A 16,011-nucleotide genomic window follows, 5' to 3' on the forward strand; every position below is an offset into this window, starting at 1 on the left:
GTTGCAGTACGTCGCCGGTCGTGGGTCCGGATGGCGCGGGCCGGCAGGCCGCGGCACCCCGGGTGGGCCGGGGTGGGCTGAGGAGGGACGGGGATGCCCTTGGTGCTGATCACGGGTGCCGGCAGCGGCATCGGGCGGGCCAGCGCCCTGGCCCTGGCCCGCGCCGGGTGGACGGTGCTGGCCGGCGTCCGCCGCCCGGAAGACGGCGAGGCCCTGCGGGAGGCGGGTGGGCCGGCGGTGGAGCCGCTGCTCCTCGACGTGACCGACGAAGAGCAGGTGCGAGCCGCGGCCGAGACCGTCCGGCGCCGCGCCGGCGAAAGGGGTCTCCAGGGGCTGGTCAACAATGCCGGCATCGCCGCCGCCGGTCCGGTGGAGCTGATCCCCGAGGCCGTCTGGCGCCAGCAGCTGGAGGTCAACGTGGTGGGCGTGGTGGCCGTCACCCGGGCCCTGCTCCCGGCCCTCCGGCAGGGGCGCGGCCGGATCGTGCTCATGGGCTCCGTATCGGGCCTCGTGTCCCTGCCCTTCATGGGGCCTTATTCCGCCTCCAAGTTCGCCCTGGAGGCCCTGGCCGACGCCCTGCGCATCGAGCTGGCCCCCTGGGGCATCGCGGTGAGCCTCATCGAGCCCGGCTCGGTGGTGACGCCCATCTGGACCCGGTCGGCGGAGGCGGCCCAGGGTTACCTGCTGGCGCCTCCACCGGGTACGGAAGCGGTCTACCCTGCGGCGGTCGCCGCCACGACCCGGATTGCCCAGCGCAACGCCCGGCAAGGCCTGCCGCCGGAGGCCGTGGCCCGGGCGGTGGTCCATGCGCTGACGGCCCCTCGCCCCCGGGCCCGCTACCTGGTGGCCGCCCCGGAGCGGGCCCGGGAGGTGCGCCTGCTGCGGTGGCTGCCCACGGGGCTGCGGGACCGCCTGGTCCTGGCCACCGTCCGCCGCATGCTGGGCCGTGGTGCGGGGCAGGGCCCCGGTGCGCCGGGGCGGGCCCGAGGGTAGCCGGACATGCCGGCGACAGGGTGGTCACCGGCGTGTCCGGCGGTGATGGAACGCGGCCCGGCGGGCCCTGGGCCTGGCCGGCCGGTGGACGGCCGGATCCCGCCTGGATGCCCCAGGCCCACCGGGCCGCGAACCCATGCCTGGCCCGGCCGTGGACCGGCAAGGTGGCGTTCCGCCGCCCCAGCTCTTGCCTGGGCCGGCTGCACCGCCCTCCCGGGCCCCGGACCGGTTCCGGTCTGGAGCCTGCCGGCCCGCGACCGGCTCGGGACCGGTCGCTCCGGGCCAGGGGGGGCGCTCCCGCCGCTTGCCTTCGGGGGGAGCGTGGCCTGACGCCGCACCCGGCCGGTTCGTCACACCCGGGTCACCAGGCTCCCGTCGATCTCGGCCACGGAGCGGACGCCGCAAAGGCCCATGGTCAGGTCCAGATCGGCCAGCAGGTGCCGCAGCAGCCGGGCCACCCCCGCTTCCCCGGCGGCGGCCAGGGCATAGACGTAGGGCCGGCCGACCAGCACCGCCCGGGCCCCCAGGGCCAGGGCCTTGAGGACGTCCGCCCCGCGCCGGATGCCGCTGTCGAACAGGACGGGAACCCGGCCGGCCACCGCCTCCACCACCTCGGGCAGGGCGTCCAGGGCGGCCACGGCCCCGTCCACCTGCCGGCCGCCGTGGTTGGAGACGATGATCCCCTGCACCCCGTGCTCCACCGCCTGGCGGGCGTCGCCGGGGTGGGTGATCCCCTTGATGAGGACCGGCAGGCGGGTCTGGCCTCGAATGAAGGCCAGCTCGTCCCAGGTGAAGGACGGGTTGACGAAGACCTGGAGGAACTGCAGGATGGCCCCCTCCCGGTCCTCTTCCGGCGGCCGGGGCAGGCGGGCCCGGAAGGCCGGGTCCGACAGGTAGTTGGCGATCCCCTCCCCCAGCAGGAAGGGGAGGTAGGCGTTCTCCAGGTCGTGCTCCCGCCAGCCCAGCATGGTGGTGTCGACGGTGACCACCAGCGCCTCGTAGCCCGCCGCTTCGGCCCGCCGGATCAGGCTGGCCATGATCTCCCGGTCCCGGGCCGGGTAGAGCTGGAACCAGCGCGGCCCGTCGCCCATGGCCTCGGCGATGCCCTCCAGGGTGACGGAGGAGACCGTGCTGGCGATGAAGGGAAGGCCCAGCCGGGCCGCGGCCCGGGCGGGCGCCCGCTCCGCCTCGCCGTGGACCACCGAGAGTACGCCCACAGGCACCAGCAGCACCGGTGCCGGCAGGCGGCGGCCCAGGAGTTCGGTGGAAAGATCCCGCTGGGCCACGTCCCGCAGCATCCGCGGCCGCAGGCGCCAGCGGTCGAAGGCCTGGCGGTTGGCGGCCATGGTGGCCCCGCCGCCCGCTCCGCCCTCCACGTACCACCAGGGTCCGTCGGGCAGCACGGCCCGGGCCCGTTCCCGCCACCGGTCGACGCTCACCGGAAGCCGCTGGGCCTGCCCCGCCGACAGGTAGATCTCCACCTGGGCTTGCAGGCCGAAGTTCCCCTGGGATGAGGGAAGGCTGCTCATGCGCGTCACTCCTTTCGCCGCGGCGGGGCTGGCCCGCACCGGCAGACCGCCACCGGCGGGTTTCCCCCGCGGGGCACCCCCGCGCCACCCCCTGGTACCAGGCCGTCCCCCCACCGCGACGGGGCGGGCCAGGGAGCGGCGGCCGGCGCGGAGCCGGCCCGTGCCGGCACCCCGGCCACCGGCTGCACCGGGTCCGGCCCCGAACCCCGGATGCCCGGACCGGCCGCCGCGCCCCGCCGGAAGCTCTAGCGGCGGGAGGTGGGGAACAGGCTGGCCCGGACCCGGAGGGCCAGATCGGGCCGGTCGGTGACGATGCCGTCGACCCCGGCCAGGAACATCTGCTCCATCTTGCGCGGGTCGTTGACGGTCCAGGTGTGGACTTCCACCCCGCGGTCGTGGGCGAGTCGCACCAGGCCCCCGGAGAAGACCCTGAGGATCCCGTGGTATTCGGGCACCTGCAGGGCGACGCCCGCCGGCCGGTGGTAGGGCGTGAGCCCCAGCCGCTGCAGGATGACGAAGCGCAGGGCTTCGCCGCTGGCCAGGCTGGTGGGAACCCGAGGAGCCACCTGGCGGAAGTGCTGGAGGGTCCGGTCGTGGAAGGAGGCCACCATGACCCGGTCCGTGGCGCCGTGCGCCTCCAGAACCCGGGCCACCGCCTCGGCCAGCTGCAGATCGTCGTCCTTGAGCTCGATGAGGAGTCGCTGGCCGGGCAGGGCCTGAAGGACCTCTTCCAGCGTGGGGACGGTCAGGCCCCGGCCGCGATACGGGTAGGTCCGCCCCCCGTCGGGGGTCCACCAGTACCCGGCATCGAGCGCCTTGACCTCGGCCAGCGTCATGGCGTGGACGTCCCCGCTGCCGCTGGTGGTCCGGTCCACCGTCTCGTCGTGGAGGACGACCAGCGACCCGTCGCGGATGCGGTGGACGTCCAGCTCGATCCAGTCCGCGCCCAGGGCGGCGGCGTACCGGAAGCTCTCCAGGGTGTTTTCCGGCCGCTGGTCGCCGCCGCGGTGGGCGATGACCAGGGGCACCGGGCGGCGGGCCGGCTCGCCCGCCATGGGGCCGTATTGGGCCCGGTCAAGGGGAGGCTGGGCCAGGGCGGCGCCCAGCGCGGTGGCGGCCAGGAACCCCGCCGCCAGACGCAGCAGGGGACGAACCGGCGCCGCCAGGGCGGCGGCGCCGGCGGCCGGGCCTGCCGCCGCGGGCTGGATGCGGGCGCCGGCCAGGGCGGCGGACCCGGTTCCACCAGGCACCACCAGGCCCTCCGCCGCGGGCGTCTCGCCGGCCGTTCCGGGCCCTCCTCCGGCCAGGCCCAGCCGCCGGAAGAGCCACGGCGCTCCCGCCGTGACCCACAGGCCCAGCAGCGCATAGCCCGGCAGTTCCGGCAGCCCGTTGGGAATCAGCGCGCCATGCAGGACGTAGAGGACGGCAAACCCCGCCAGCCCCACGCCCAGGCGGGCCGCGGCCACGGCAGGCCGCGCCGGCGTGGAGTAGGGCAGGGCCTGCATGGCGTAGAGGTCGCCGGCCAGAAAGCCCATGAGGAAACCCAGGGTCTGGTAGGCGACGGATTCGCCATAGAGGGGCAAAAGGATGACCGGCACCACCAGCGCCAGCAGGAGCTTTCGCCGCCGGGGCCAGGCTCCCCCCAGGCCTCGGGCGAAGCCCCACCGGAAAAGGACGAGCACCGCCAGGCCGATCAGCAGCCCGCCCAGGGTGTCGCCCAGGTAGTGCACGCCCAGGTACGGCCGCGAGAAGGCGATGAGCACGATGAGCACCGCGCAGAGGGCCCGCCACCAGCCCACCGGGTATTCCGCGAACAGGTACCCGAACACCGTCATGGCACCCTGGGCGTGGCCTGACGGGAAGCCGTTGCTGCTCTCCCGCACCAGCACCTGCACCCCGTCCAGCAGGGCCGACGGGCGGGGCATGTTCGCCACGTCCTTGAGCAGGCCGTTCAACCACATGGAAACCAGGAACAGGAACGCCAGCTGGTGGCCGCGCCGCCGGTCGGCGCACCAGTACCACAGCGGCAGGATCAGCATGTAGAAGTACTCGCTGCCCAGGTAGGTGAAGATCCGGGCCACGGCGTCCAGCACCGGGTGGGCCGCCTGCTGGAACCAGAGGACCCCGCTGCCGTCGAACACCGCACCGCCTCCGTTCCGGCGCAACGGTTTGGGTAGGATGGGGCACATTTCGCGCCCGCCGGACCCGGTTCCTACCGGCGGCTCACGGAACCAGGAACTTGGCTGCGCGTCGTGAATAAGAATCCCAGTACCTTCCCGCACAAGAATCCGGAATCCGGTCCGGACATCCCGTCATGACGGCAGGGTGAGGCGGGGCCCGAGGCCCCATGACCGGCGCTGGGGGAGCAACCGGGGGGATCGCCATGGCGGCGGAGGCGGAGACGGGTTCCTTTCTCACGGCCCTGAGCCGGATCTACCCGCCGGGGTCGCTGCATACCGATCCGGCCCAGCTGGCGGCGTACGAGTGCGACGGCCTGACGGTGTTCCGGGCCCGGCCGGTGGCGGTGGTCCTGCCCACCCGGCGGGAGCAGGTGGAAGCCACGGTGCGCCTCTGCCGGGATTACGGCGTTCCCTTCGTGGCCCGGGGCAGCGGCACCAGCCTCTCGGGGGGTGCCGTGCCCGTCCCCGGCGGGATCGTCATCGCCCTGAACCGGATGAACCGCATCCTCCACCTGGATCCCGCCGACCGCCTGGCGGTGGTGGAACCCGGCGTGGTCAACCTGCAGATCAGCCGGGCCGCCGCACCCTACGGCCTCTACTACGCCCCCGATCCCTCCAGCCAGGTGATCTGCACCATCGGCGGCAACGTGTCCTTCAATTCCGGCGGGGCCCACTGCCTGAAGTACGGCATGACCGCCAACCACGTGCTGGGCATGAAGGTGGTGCTGGCTACCGGCGAGACGGTGACCATCGGCGGCAGCAGCCTGGACGTGGCCGGTCCCGACCTGCCGGGGCTGTTCACCGGCGCCGAGGGCCAGTTCGGGGTGGTGGTGGAGGTGACGGTCCGGCTGCTGCCGCGGCCGGAAGCGGTGCGCACGGTGCTGGCCGCGTACCGCCGCCTGGACCAGGCGGGCGACGCCGTCGGCGCCGTGGTGAAGGCGGGGCTGCTGCCCGCCGCCATGGAGATCATGGACCGGCTGGCCATGGACGCGGCCGAGGCGGCGGTGGGCGCCGGCTACCCCCGCCAGGCCGGCGCCCTGCTGATCGTGGAGCTGGACGGGCCCGCCGGCGAGGTGGAGGCCGACTTCCGCCGCCTCATGGAGGTCATCGCCGCGTCCGGGCCGACGGAAGTGCGGCTGGCCGAGGACGAAGCCGAGCGGCAGCGCCTCTGGAAGGGGCGCAAGAGTGCCTTCTCCGCCGTCGGCCACATCAGCCTGGGCTACCTGGTGCAGGACGGCGTGGTGCCCCGCACCCGCCTGGGCGAGGCCCTGGCCCGGATCGAGGAGCTGGCCGCCCGCCACGGCTTCCGGGTGGCCAACGTCTTCCATGCCGGCGACGGCAACCTCCACCCCTTGATCCTCTTCGACGACCGCTCCCCCGAGACCGTGGAGCGGGCCGAGGAGCTGGCGGCGGCCATCATCGAGACCTGCATCGAGCTGGGCGGCTCCATCACCGGCGAGCACGGGGTGGGGCTGGAGAAGCGCCGCTTCCTGCCCCGCCTGTTCGACCCCGTGACCCTGGACCTGATGCGCCGCATTCGCCGCACCTTCGACCCTCTGGAACTGGCCAACCGGGGCAAGGTCTTCCCCGACGAGCCGGCTCCGCCGGCCGGCATCCCGGCGGGAGAGCCGGCGGCCTGGGGGCAGGCGGGGGTGGTGGTGCCCGCGGGGGCAGGGCCCCTGGTCGAGCCGCCTGCGGTGCCCGGGCCCGCGGGCCGGGGGAGGGATGTTCGGTGAGCGAGCCCCTTCCCGCTGCGGCGCCTGCGGGCGGGCCGGTGGCGCGGCCGTCCACCCTGGAGGAGCTGGCGGCCCTGGTGCGGGAGGCGGCCCGGGTGTTCCCCCGGGGCGGCGGGACCAAGGCTGGCCAGCCGGCGTTTCCAGCTGACGAGGACCAGAGCTCGCCCGGGTTGCCCGCCTTCCCAGGCCCCGAGGGCCCAGGTCCGGCCGGGCAGCCGGTCCCGGCGGCGCAGGGGCTCGGCGGCCCGGCCGGCGACCGGCACCAGAGCCCGGAAGGCGGCCGGGGCCCCGCGGGCGTCCTGGTGGTCGACACCACGGGCCTGGCGGGGGTGGTGGACTACGACCCGGCGGAGTTTACCGTCACGGCCCGCGCGGGAACGCGGGTGGCGGTGCTCGAGGAGCTTCTGGCCCGGCACGGCCAGTACCTGCCCTTCGACCCGCTGCTGGTGCGCGCGGGAGCGACCCTGGGCGGGACCGTGGCCACGGGCGTTTCGGGTCCCTGCCGGATGCGCTACGGCGGCGTGCGGGACTTCGTGCTCGGCGTGACCCTGGTGGACGGCCGGGGCCAGGTGGCCCGCGGCGGCGGGCGGGTGGTGAAGAACGCCGCCGGCTACGACCTCCCCAAGTTCCTGTGTGGCAGCCTGGGACGTTTCGGCATCCTGGCGGAGCTCACCTTCAAGGTGTTCCCCCGGCCCGAGGCCTTCGCCACGGCCTGCTTCGCCTTCCCCTCGGCGGAGGAAGCGGCGACGGCCCTGGCGGCCGTCTACCGCTCGCCGCTGGAGCCCCACGCCCTGGAGGTGGCCGGTCCCGGCGTGATGATGCGAAAGGCCGGTGCAGGCGCGGACGGTGCTCCTGCGGGCCTGGAGGGCTTCGGCGAGGCCTATACCCTGCTGGTGCGGGTGGGCGGGCCGGCCGCCATCCTCGCCGCCTGGGTCGACCGGGTGGTGGCGGTGGTGGGCGGAGCCGCCGCGGCCCGCCAGGCCGAGATCTTGCAGGGGGAGCCGGAAGAGCGGCTGTGGCAAAGGCTGCGGGAACTGGCCTGGACCGCCGCCGAGGACGACCCCGGTCCGCCGGTACCGGCGGCCGGGCCGGCACCGGAGGCCAGGCGGGCACCGGTTGCCGGACCGGCACCGGCCGCACCCGCTGTACCGGCCGCCGGCGCCGCGGGACCGGGGCGGTCACCGGAGGCGGGCGGTTCCGAGGGATCCCGCCGGGGGCCCGACCTGCTGCGGCTGTATTCCCGGCCCGGCTTGCTGCCGGCCCTTGACGCCCTGCTGCGCCGGCACGGGGCCGTGGTCCTGCACACCCAGGCGGGGACGGCGGCCTGGGCCCTGTTCCCGCAGGCGCCCGGCGCCGGCGAGCGGACCCGGCTCCTGGCCGAACTGGCCGGCCTCGGCATCCCGGTCCTCTGCTGGCGGGGCCGCGGCTGGGCCAGCCAGCCGCCGCCCGCCTTCGCCGTGCCGCCGGCAGGAACGGCGGTGGCCCGAGCCCTCAAGCAGGTGTTCGATCCCCACGGGCGCTTTCTGGACCTCCCCTGGGCGGAACCGCCGGCGGGAAGCCCCCCGGGCTGACCTTCCCGGCGGCGGCCGGTTCGGGACATGGCGCGGGTTGCGGCAAGAGGGGGGCAGACCGTTGCAGCACCAGATTCCCGTGGAGCAACTGGGACCGGCCGGGCCGGCCATGGCGGCAGCCGTCGATGCCTGCGTCCACTGCGGCTTCTGCCTGAGCGCCTGCCCCACCTATCTGGTGCTGGGCGAGGAGATGGACTCGCCCCGGGGCCGGATCTACCTGATGAAGGAAGCCTTGGAAGGCCACCTCCCCCTGGCGGGCAGCGTGAGCGAGCACGTGGACCGGTGCCTGGGGTGCCTGGCCTGCGTCAGCGCCTGCCCGTCGGGGGTCCAGTACGGCCAGCTTTTGACCCCCTTCCGCGCCCTGCGGGAGGAACAGGCTCCTCGCCCCTGGATGCAGCGCCGGCTGCGGCAGGCCTTGCTGGCCACCCTGACCCATCCCCGCCGCTTCCGCCGGGCGCTGGCGCTGGCGACCGCCGCCCGGCCCCTGCTGGCCGCCTGGCTGGAGGGCCGGGCAAGGCCGGGGAAGCGGGCGGAGGGGGAGGCCCCGCAGGAGGTTCCGGTCGCACCCGGGGAAGAACCCGGCGAGCCCGCCGGAGAAAGTCCGGCCCGTTCCCGGGGCGGGGAGCTGGCCCGGCAACTGGCTGCCGTTGTGGCCCTCACCCCGCCCCGCGTGCCTCCGCCGGATCCGCTGCCGCCGGTGATCCCGGCCCGCGGGCCCCGGCGGGCCCGGGTCGTCTTGCTGGCGGGCTGCGTGCAGCAGGTGCTGGCACCGGAGATCAACCGGGCCACCGCCCAGGTGCTGGCCGCCAACGGGGTGGAGGTGGTGGTTCCACCCGCCCAGGGCTGTTGCGGGGCCCTGCCCATGCACGCCGGCGAGCTGGAGCAGGCCCGGCGCCTGGCCGCCGTCAACCTGCGGGCCTTTCCCGCGGACATCGATGCCGTCGTGGTCAATGCCGCCGGTTGCGGCTCGGCCATGAAGGAGTACGGCCACCTCTTCGCCGGGCACCCCGAGGAGGAGGCCGCCCGCCGCCTGGCCGCCCGGGTCCGGGACGTGGCCGAGTTCCTCGACGAGCTGGGGCCCCGGGAACCGGGCCCCCTGCCGGCCGCCCTCCGGGTGGCCTATCACGACGCCTGCCACCTGGCCCACGGCCAGGGGATCCGCACGGCCCCCCGCCGCCTGCTGGCGGCCATCCCCAACCTGGAGCTGGTGGAGCTGGACGAACCCGACCTCTGCTGCGGCTCCGCCGGCACCTACAACCTGGAGCACCCGGAGGTGGCCCGGGTCCTGCAGGAGCGCAAGGTGGCCAGCATCCGCCGCAGCGGTGCCGCAGCCGTGGCCACGGGGAACATCGGCTGCCTGGTGCAGATCCGCCAGGGGCTGGAACAGGCGGGCCTCCCGGTGCCGGTGGTCCATACGGTCCAGTTGCTGGCCGAAGCGTACCAGGCCCTCCCGGCGGCACCGTAAGGCGGTCCCGGCCCCCGGGACCGGCGGCCGGCGGCAAGCCTTCCCGGCCGGTGAGCACGAGAAGGGAGGATGGGGCGTGTTCGACTCCCCCGCGTCGCAACCGTCGTCACAGCCTCCGCTGAACCGGCCCGGCCCGGAGCAGCTGGAGGAGCTCCGTGCCCGGCTCGGGGACCCGCGCAAGGTCACCACCGGCCGGGCAGCCCGCGAGCACCACAGCCGCGACTTCAGCTACCACCCGCCCCACTTGCCCGACGCCGTGGTCTATCCCGAATCCACGGCCGACGTCCAGGCGGTCCTGGAATGGGCCGCCCGCCACCGGGTGGCGGTGGTGCCCTTCGGCGTGGGCAGCAGCCTGGAGGGCCACACCGTGCCCCTGGCCGGGGGCATCAGCCTGGATCTCACCCGGATGGACGCCATCCTGGAGGTGCGGCCCGAGGACTTCCTGGTCCGGGTCCAGCCGGGCATCACCCGGTCGCGGCTCAACCAGCGCCTGGCCCGGGAAGGCCTGTTCTTCCCCGTGGATCCGGGCGCCGACGCCACCATCGGCGGCATGATCGCCAACAACGCCAGCGGGACCAGCGCCGTCCGGTACGGGGCCATGAAGCACCAGGTGCTGGGTCTGGAGGTGGTGCTGGCCGGGGGCCGGGTCCTCCGCACGGGGAGCCGGGCGGTGAAGTCCTCGGCCGGATACAACCTGACCGCCCTCTTCGTGGGGTCCGAAGGCACCCTGGGGGTGGTGACGGAAGCCATCCTGCGCATCTACCCGCTGCCCGAGTTCGTGCTGGCTGCCCGGGCCAGCTTCCCCGACGTGGAGGCGGCGGCCCGGGTGGCGGTGGCCCTGATCCGGGCCGGCGTGCCCGTGGCCCGGGTCGAACTGGTGGATGCCGCCACCATCCGGGCGGTCAACGGCTACAAGGGCACCGCCTACCCTGAGCGGCCCACGCTGTTTCTGGAGTTCGCGGGTACCGAGGCGGCCGTCCGGGAAGAGGTGGCCCTGGCCCGGGAGCTGGCGGCCCTGGAGGACGCCGTGGACTTCACCTTCGAGACGGACCCGGCGGCCCGGGAAAAGCTCTGGGAGGCGCGCCACCAGGCGGCCCTGGCCATCGCTGCGGCCGCTCCGGGCCGGCGCATGATGGCCACCGACGTCTGCGTTCCCCTCTCCCAGCTGCCCGCCAGCATCCGCTTCGCCCGCCAGGTGGCGGAAGAACACGGCCTGGAAGCCGCCGTCCTGGGGCACGTGGGCGACGGCAACTACCATGTCACCTTCATGGTCGACCCCGAGGACCCCGCGGAGGTGGCCCGGGCCGAGGCCGTCAACCGGCGCATCGTCGAAGACGCCCTGGCGCGGGGTGGCACCTGTACCGGCGAGCACGGGGTCGGCATGGGCAAGATCCGGTACCTGGTGGCCGAGCACGGGGAGGAGGGCGTCCACTGGATGCGCTCGCTGAAGGCGATGCTGGATCCGCTGGGGATCCTCAACCCCGGCAAGGTGGTGGCGCCCGCCGGCCAGGCATAGGGGTGAGAAGGCGGGTGATGCCGGGAAAGGGGGGATGCCGGGCCGGGTTCCTCCGGCGGCCGCCGCCGGCAGGCGCGCTGGTTGCCGGGCCGCCGGGCGGGTGCAGTGCAGGGTGTACCCCGGGCGGCGGTGCCCGCCGGGCGGAGGTGCCTCTGGCCGCCGGGGGCCCGGTTGAGGGGTTCCGAGACCGGCAGGGCGCGACCCGGCACCGGAAACGGGAGGTACAGAGCGGGCGGAAACCCAGAGGAACCGGGACCGTGCCGGCATAGCTCGTGCCGGCCTCCAAGGGCTCGTGCCGGCCCGCTGGGGGACGGGCCGGCGGCCCAAGATGCGGAGCCCGGCCACCGGCCGCGTCCGGTGACGGCCTCCGCGGACCACAGCGCGGGGCAGCAACCCTGTGCCTGAGGCACCGGCATGCCCCGCCCAGGGAGGGGTGAACCGTGGCGAAGGCTGTTCGTACCGTCCCCATGGGCTACGGCCCGCCGATGGAGATCGGCGAGCTCCCGGCGCCGCCGCCCTTCAACTTCCGAAACTTCATCCGCATGATCGGGGTCAGCGCCATCCTGATCAGCATCTCCATCGGCAGCGGCGAGTGGCTCCTGGGCCCGCGCTCGGTGATCCAGTACGGCCCGGCGCTCTTGTGGATCGCCACCGTGGCCACCGTGCTGCAGACGGTGTTCAACCTGGAGTGCCAGCGCTACACGCTGGCCACCGGCGAGTCCATCATTCCCGGCCTGATGCGCCTCTGGCCCGGCCGGTGGGTGTGGGGGCCGGTGTGGGCGCTCATCTGCCTGCTCTCGGTGTCGCCCGGGTGGGCGGCGTCGTCGGCCACGGCCCTGGCCGCCCTGCACCTGGGGCGCTTGCCCACGGATGCGGATCGGGGCCTGGTGCTGGTCTACGGGATCCTGGCCATGCTGCTGGTCATGCTGGTGATGGCCTTCGGCTCCCGGGTCGAGCGGACCCTGGCCCGGGTTTCGACCCTTGCCGTGGCCTTCATCTTCACCAGCCTGGTCATCCTCGACCTGTGGCTTGTGCCCCTGGAGTGGTGGGGCCGCGTGGCGGCCGGGTTCTTCCAGTTCGGGTACCTGCCGTCGGGGTCCGGCGGCGGGGTCGACTGGGCCCTCATCGGCGGGTTCGCCGCCTACGCCGCCACCGGCGGCGTGCTGAACATGGCCGCCTCCAACTGGATGCGCGTCCGCGGCTGGGGCATGGGAAGCCAGGTGGGTTACATCCCGGCCCTGGTGGGCGGGCGCAAGGTGGAGGTTTCGCCCACCGGCAAGATCTTCGACCTGACGGCCGAGAGCCTGGCGCGGTTCCGGGAGTGGCTCCGGTACAGCCGCTGGGAGCAGTGGACCCTCTACTGCGGGGGTTGCCTGCTGGGCATGTACCTCTGCGTGCTGCTGGCGGTGGGCCTCATCGAGCCGGGCACGCCCCTGAAGGGGAACTACGACGTCGCAGCCATCCAGGCCCATGCGGTCTCGCAGGTGATCGGCGGGCTCGGCTGGGTCTGGGTGCTGCTGATCGGCTTCTGGGTCCTGTGGGGTACCCAGATCAGCGCCACCGACGCCGTGGTGCGGCACCTGACGGACACCCTGTGGTCCGCCGGCCTGGGGCGCTGGACCCGCAACGACATCCGGGTCGTCTACTACATCATCATGGCCGTGATCACCGTGTGGCTCGCCATCCTGTTTGCGTACAACCCCCTGACCCTGGTGCTGCTGGTGGCCAACATGGCCGGCGTCGCCTTCGTTCTCGGCGGACTCACGCTGCTGTGGCTGAACACCCGGGTGCTTCCGCCCGAGTTGCGCCCCGGCTGGCCGTCGCGCCTGGGCCTGGTGTTGCTCTCGGCCTTCTACGCCTTCTTCGTGTACCAGACGGGCCAGCAGGTCTTGCGGCAGCTCTTCGGCGGCTGACGGGGGAGCGGGGCGGGCGGCAGGGGCTCGGCGGATGGGAGGCGCTCGGGTGGATGGCCGCCTCCCCCGCCGCCCTGCCGTTCACCCCCCGGGGGCGGCCGCCTGCCCCCTGCGGGCGGCTCCTGGCGCCGGGGGGAAGGAACGGCTGTCACCGGCCGCGAAGCGGAGACAAGCGCCGATGTCAAAAACCACCACCCGGCCGGGTCCTGCCGCCAAGCCGGTCGAACCCGGCACCCGATGGCGGGGCCTCCGGGCCCCGGCCTCCGGGCGCCCGGCGGCAACCCCCGGACCGGCCGGATGGAAGGCCCCTCTCTGGGAGGATGGGGCAGGGCGGCGAGCGAGGCGGGGTCGCCGGCGAACCGAGAAGGAGGTATGGGCATGGCATTCCTTGACGGCATCGAAGTGCGGGGTCCAGTCCGGGAGCGGTACGACCAGGTCCTGACCCCGGAGGCGCTGGCCTTCGTGGCACGGCTGCAACGGGAGTTCAATCCCGTAAGCAAGGACCTGCTGCGGCGCCGCGCCGAGCGGCAGCTGGAGCTGGCAGCGGGGGTCCGGCCCGGCTTCCTGGAGTCGACCCGTGCCGTCCGGGAAGGCGACTGGCGGGTGGCGCCGGTGCCCGCCGACCTGCAGGACCGCCGGGTGGAGATCACCGGGCCCGTCGACCGCAAGATGATGATCAACGCCTTGAACTCCGGGGCCCGGGTCTTCATGGCCGACTTCGAAGACGCCAACACGCCCACCTGGGACAATTGCATCCAGGGGCAGATCAACCTGATCGACGCCGTGGCGGGGACCATCGAGTACACGAGCCCCGACGGCCGGGTCTACCGCCTGGGCGAACGGGTGGCCACCCTGGTGGTGCGCCCGCGGGGCTGGCACCTGGAAGAGAAGCACGTCCTGGTCGACGGCGAGCCCGTATCCGCCAGCCTCTTCGACTTCGGCCTGTACTTCTTCCACAACGCCCGGCGCCTTTTGGAGAAGGGGACGGGGCCCTACTTCTACCTGCCCAAGCTGGAAAGCCACCTGGAGGCGCGGCTCTGGAACGACGTTTTCAACCTGGCCCAGGACGCCCTGGGCATCCCCCGGGGCACCATCAAGGCCACGGTGCTGATCGAGACCATCCTGGCCGCCTTCGAGATGGACGAGATCCTCTACGAGTTGCGGGATCATGCGGCCGGGCTCAATGCCGGGCGGTGGGACTACATCTTCAGCGTGATCAAGAAGTTCCGCCACGATCCCGCTTTCCTTCTGCCCGATCGGGCCCAGGTGACCATGACGGTGCCCTTCATGCGCGCCTACACCGAGCTGCTGGTCAAGACGTGCCACCGGCGCGGGGCCCACGCCATCGGCGGCATGGCGGCCTTCATCCCCAGCCGCAAGGACCCCCAGGTCAACGAGGTGGCCCTGGCCAAGGTGCGGGAAGACAAGATTCGGGAGGCCGGGGACGGCTTCGACGGCACCTGGGTCGCCCACCCCGACCTGGTGCCCGTGGCCATGGAGGTCTTCGACGGGGTCCTGGGCGCCCGGCCGAACCAGGTGGAACGCCAGCGGGACGACGTGCAGGTCTCGGCGCAGGACCTGCTGGACGTCCGGGTCCCCGGCGGGCGCATCACCGAGGAGGGCCTGCGCAACAACGTCAGCGTGGGCATCCAGTACCTGGCGTCGTGGCTGCGGGGCAACGGCGCCGCGGCCATCTTCAACCTGATGGAGGACGCGGCCACCGCCGAGATCGCCCGCGCCCAGGTCTGGCAGTGGACCCGCCACGGGGCGCGGATCGACGGCGGTCCCGCCATCACCGCCGAGCTGGTGCGGAAGGTGGCGGATGAGGAGATGGAGGCCATCCGCCGGGCGGTGGGGGACGAGTTCTTCCGCGGGGGACGTTTCGACGAGGCCCGGGAGCTCTTCGAGCTGGTGGCCCTGAGCCCCGAGTTCATCGAGTTCCTCACCCTGCCGGCGTACGAGCGGATCGACTGATCCCGGCCGGGACCGGCCGGGCGGGATGGGGCGGGCGACCCGGCGGAAGCCCTGCGGGGGACACCGCCGGACGAACAAGCCCGGGGCGGGGACCGGCGGGTCCCCGCCCCGGGCGCTGTTGGCTCGGCCGGCAGGTGATCGGTGCTGCCCGCCCGGTCGCCCCGTCCCTGGCGTCCCGGGGCGACCGGCGGGCCCGTCAGGGCGACCAGCGGGCCCGTCAGGAGGACTTGTCGCTTCCGGCATCCCCCGCCGGTGCAGCCGTGCCGGCCTCGGCGGTGCCTTCCCCAGCGGGCTTCTCACCCGCGGCGGCCGCACCGCCCTGGGCCTCAGGGGTCGCGGCTTGCTGCTTGGCCCGCTCCGCCTTGAGCCGGGCCGCCTTCTCCAGGGCCGCCTGCACCCGCGCGTCCCTGTCGCCGGCGGCCGCAGCCCGCGGCCGCCCTGCGGCCGCCGGACCCGCCTGGTCGCCGCCGGCCCCTTCGCCCTGGGCGGTCGCTGCCTTACCGGCGCTCCCGCCTTCGCCGGCCGCGGCCTTCTGCTTCGCCCGTTCGGCCTTGAGCCGGGCGGCCTTCTCCAGGGCGGCCTTGATCTTGGCGTCCTTGTCGCCGGCGGCGCCCCCCGCGTCGCCCCCCGCAGCGCCCCCGGGCGCATCGGACTCGTCCGTGGGGACGGACGTCTTCACGTCCTCGACGAACTTGGCCAGAAACACGTCCAGCTGCCGGCGGACGTTGTACGCGATCAGTTCGGGGTCGGAGTTGACGATCAGCGGCTTCATGGTGGTGATCAGCTTGCCGTTGCGGAAGAGGGCGACCCCCGGCACGTGGGCCAGGTCGTAGGTCTGGTTGATGGCCCGGCGCCGGTGGTATTCCTGGATCAGATCGCCGTACTCGTCCACGTTGATCCGGACCAGCTTGACCTCGGGATGCCGCTGGGCCTGTTCGGCCAGGGCCCGGGTGAAGAACTCCGTGTCCTTCCCGGGCCGCCACAATTCCACCAGGACCTGCCCCTTGTGTTGCAGGACCTCCTGCTCAAAACGGTCGCGGGGAATCTCCACGGGCCGGGTGAGAGATGGGGTCGCAGTCGCCATCGCCCTGCACGCTCCTTCGTCCCGAGCAATCGACATGACTACCAGGAAAC

The 16,011-nt window shown here is 73.8% G+C and carries 10 protein-coding genes; 7 read left to right on the top strand and 3 right to left on the bottom strand.

The window, feature by feature from the left end; translation table 11 throughout:
- Positions 1-93: 93 nt before the first annotated feature.
- Positions 94-993 carry an SDR family oxidoreductase gene (locus ACZ5T9_RS06865; RefSeq protein WP_464832354.1) on the top strand — a complete coding sequence of 300 codons (900 nt, stop codon included), beginning with the start codon at positions 94-96 and terminating at the stop codon, positions 991-993.
- A 350-nt stretch (positions 994-1,343) separates the two neighbouring features.
- Here the strand turns inward: ACZ5T9_RS06865 and ACZ5T9_RS06870 are convergent, their stop codons facing one another.
- Both ACZ5T9_RS06870 and ACZ5T9_RS06875 read right to left on the bottom strand, forming a co-directional pair.
- Entirely contained in the window at positions 1,344-2,522 is a 1,179-nt protein-coding gene (locus ACZ5T9_RS06870; protein ID WP_464832355.1) for an alpha-hydroxy-acid oxidizing protein, read from the bottom strand.
- Between the two features lie 245 nt (positions 2,523-2,767).
- Complete coding sequence (locus ACZ5T9_RS06875; protein ID WP_464832356.1) at positions 2,768-4,663, bottom strand: glycerophosphodiester phosphodiesterase family protein; 1,896 nt, start codon at positions 4,661-4,663, stop codon at positions 2,768-2,770.
- 242 nt (positions 4,664-4,905) lie between these two features.
- Between ACZ5T9_RS06875 and ACZ5T9_RS06880 the strand changes: the two genes are divergently transcribed.
- From ACZ5T9_RS06880 to aceB, 6 genes are all read left to right on the top strand, one after another.
- The gene (locus ACZ5T9_RS06880) at positions 4,906-6,438 is read left to right on the top strand and encodes an FAD-binding oxidoreductase (RefSeq protein ID WP_464832357.1); all 1,533 of its coding nucleotides are present in this window, start codon (positions 4,906-4,908) and stop codon (positions 6,436-6,438) included.
- Positions 6,435-8,009 carry an FAD-binding oxidoreductase gene (locus tag ACZ5T9_RS06885; protein WP_464832358.1) on the top strand — a complete coding sequence of 525 codons (1,575 nt, stop codon included), beginning with the start codon at positions 6,435-6,437 and terminating at the stop codon, positions 8,007-8,009. Before ACZ5T9_RS06880 ends, ACZ5T9_RS06885 begins: the two co-directional genes overlap by 4 nt.
- A gap of 61 nt (positions 8,010-8,070) precedes the next feature.
- Positions 8,071-9,474, top strand: a complete 1,404-nt coding sequence (locus ACZ5T9_RS06890; RefSeq protein ID WP_464832359.1) for a (Fe-S)-binding protein — start codon at positions 8,071-8,073, stop codon at positions 9,472-9,474.
- A 76-nt stretch (positions 9,475-9,550) separates the two neighbouring features.
- Positions 9,551-10,990, top strand: a complete 1,440-nt coding sequence (locus tag ACZ5T9_RS06895) for an FAD-binding oxidoreductase (protein ID WP_464832360.1) — start codon at positions 9,551-9,553, stop codon at positions 10,988-10,990.
- A 440-nt stretch (positions 10,991-11,430) separates the two neighbouring features.
- Complete coding sequence (locus tag ACZ5T9_RS06900) at positions 11,431-12,903, top strand: Nramp family divalent metal transporter (RefSeq protein ID WP_464832361.1); 1,473 nt, start codon at positions 11,431-11,433, stop codon at positions 12,901-12,903.
- A 378-nt stretch (positions 12,904-13,281) separates the two neighbouring features.
- Positions 13,282-14,877 (top strand): malate synthase A, encoded by a 1,596-nt coding sequence (gene aceB / locus ACZ5T9_RS06905; protein WP_464832362.1) that lies wholly within the window; start codon positions 13,282-13,284, stop codon positions 14,875-14,877.
- A 217-nt stretch (positions 14,878-15,094) separates the two neighbouring features.
- Here the strand turns inward: aceB and ACZ5T9_RS06910 are convergent, their stop codons facing one another.
- Positions 15,095-15,961, bottom strand: coding sequence for a thioredoxin family protein (locus tag ACZ5T9_RS06910; RefSeq protein ID WP_464832363.1), 867 nt, complete (start codon positions 15,959-15,961; stop codon positions 15,095-15,097).
- Positions 15,962-16,011 lie beyond the last annotated feature (50 nt).

The sequence above is a fragment of the Thermaerobacter nagasakiensis genome, from assembly GCF_055396825.1.

Excerpts from the sequence above, each read along its gene's own strand:
- ACZ5T9_RS06865 (WP_464832354.1), top strand. The coding sequence starts at position 94 with ATGCCCTTGGTGCTGATCACGGGTGCCGGCAGCGGCATCGGGCGGGCC.
- ACZ5T9_RS06870 (WP_464832355.1), bottom strand. The coding sequence starts at position 2,522 with ATGAGCAGCCTTCCCTCATCCCAGGGGAACTTCGGCCTGCAAGCCCAG.
- ACZ5T9_RS06880 (WP_464832357.1), top strand. The coding sequence starts at position 4,906 with ATGGCGGCGGAGGCGGAGACGGGTTCCTTTCTCACGGCCCTGAGCCGG.
- aceB (WP_464832362.1), top strand. The coding sequence starts at position 13,282 with ATGGCATTCCTTGACGGCATCGAAGTGCGGGGTCCAGTCCGGGAGCGG.
- ACZ5T9_RS06910 (WP_464832363.1), bottom strand. The coding sequence starts at position 15,961 with ATGGCGACTGCGACCCCATCTCTCACCCGGCCCGTGGAGATTCCCCGC.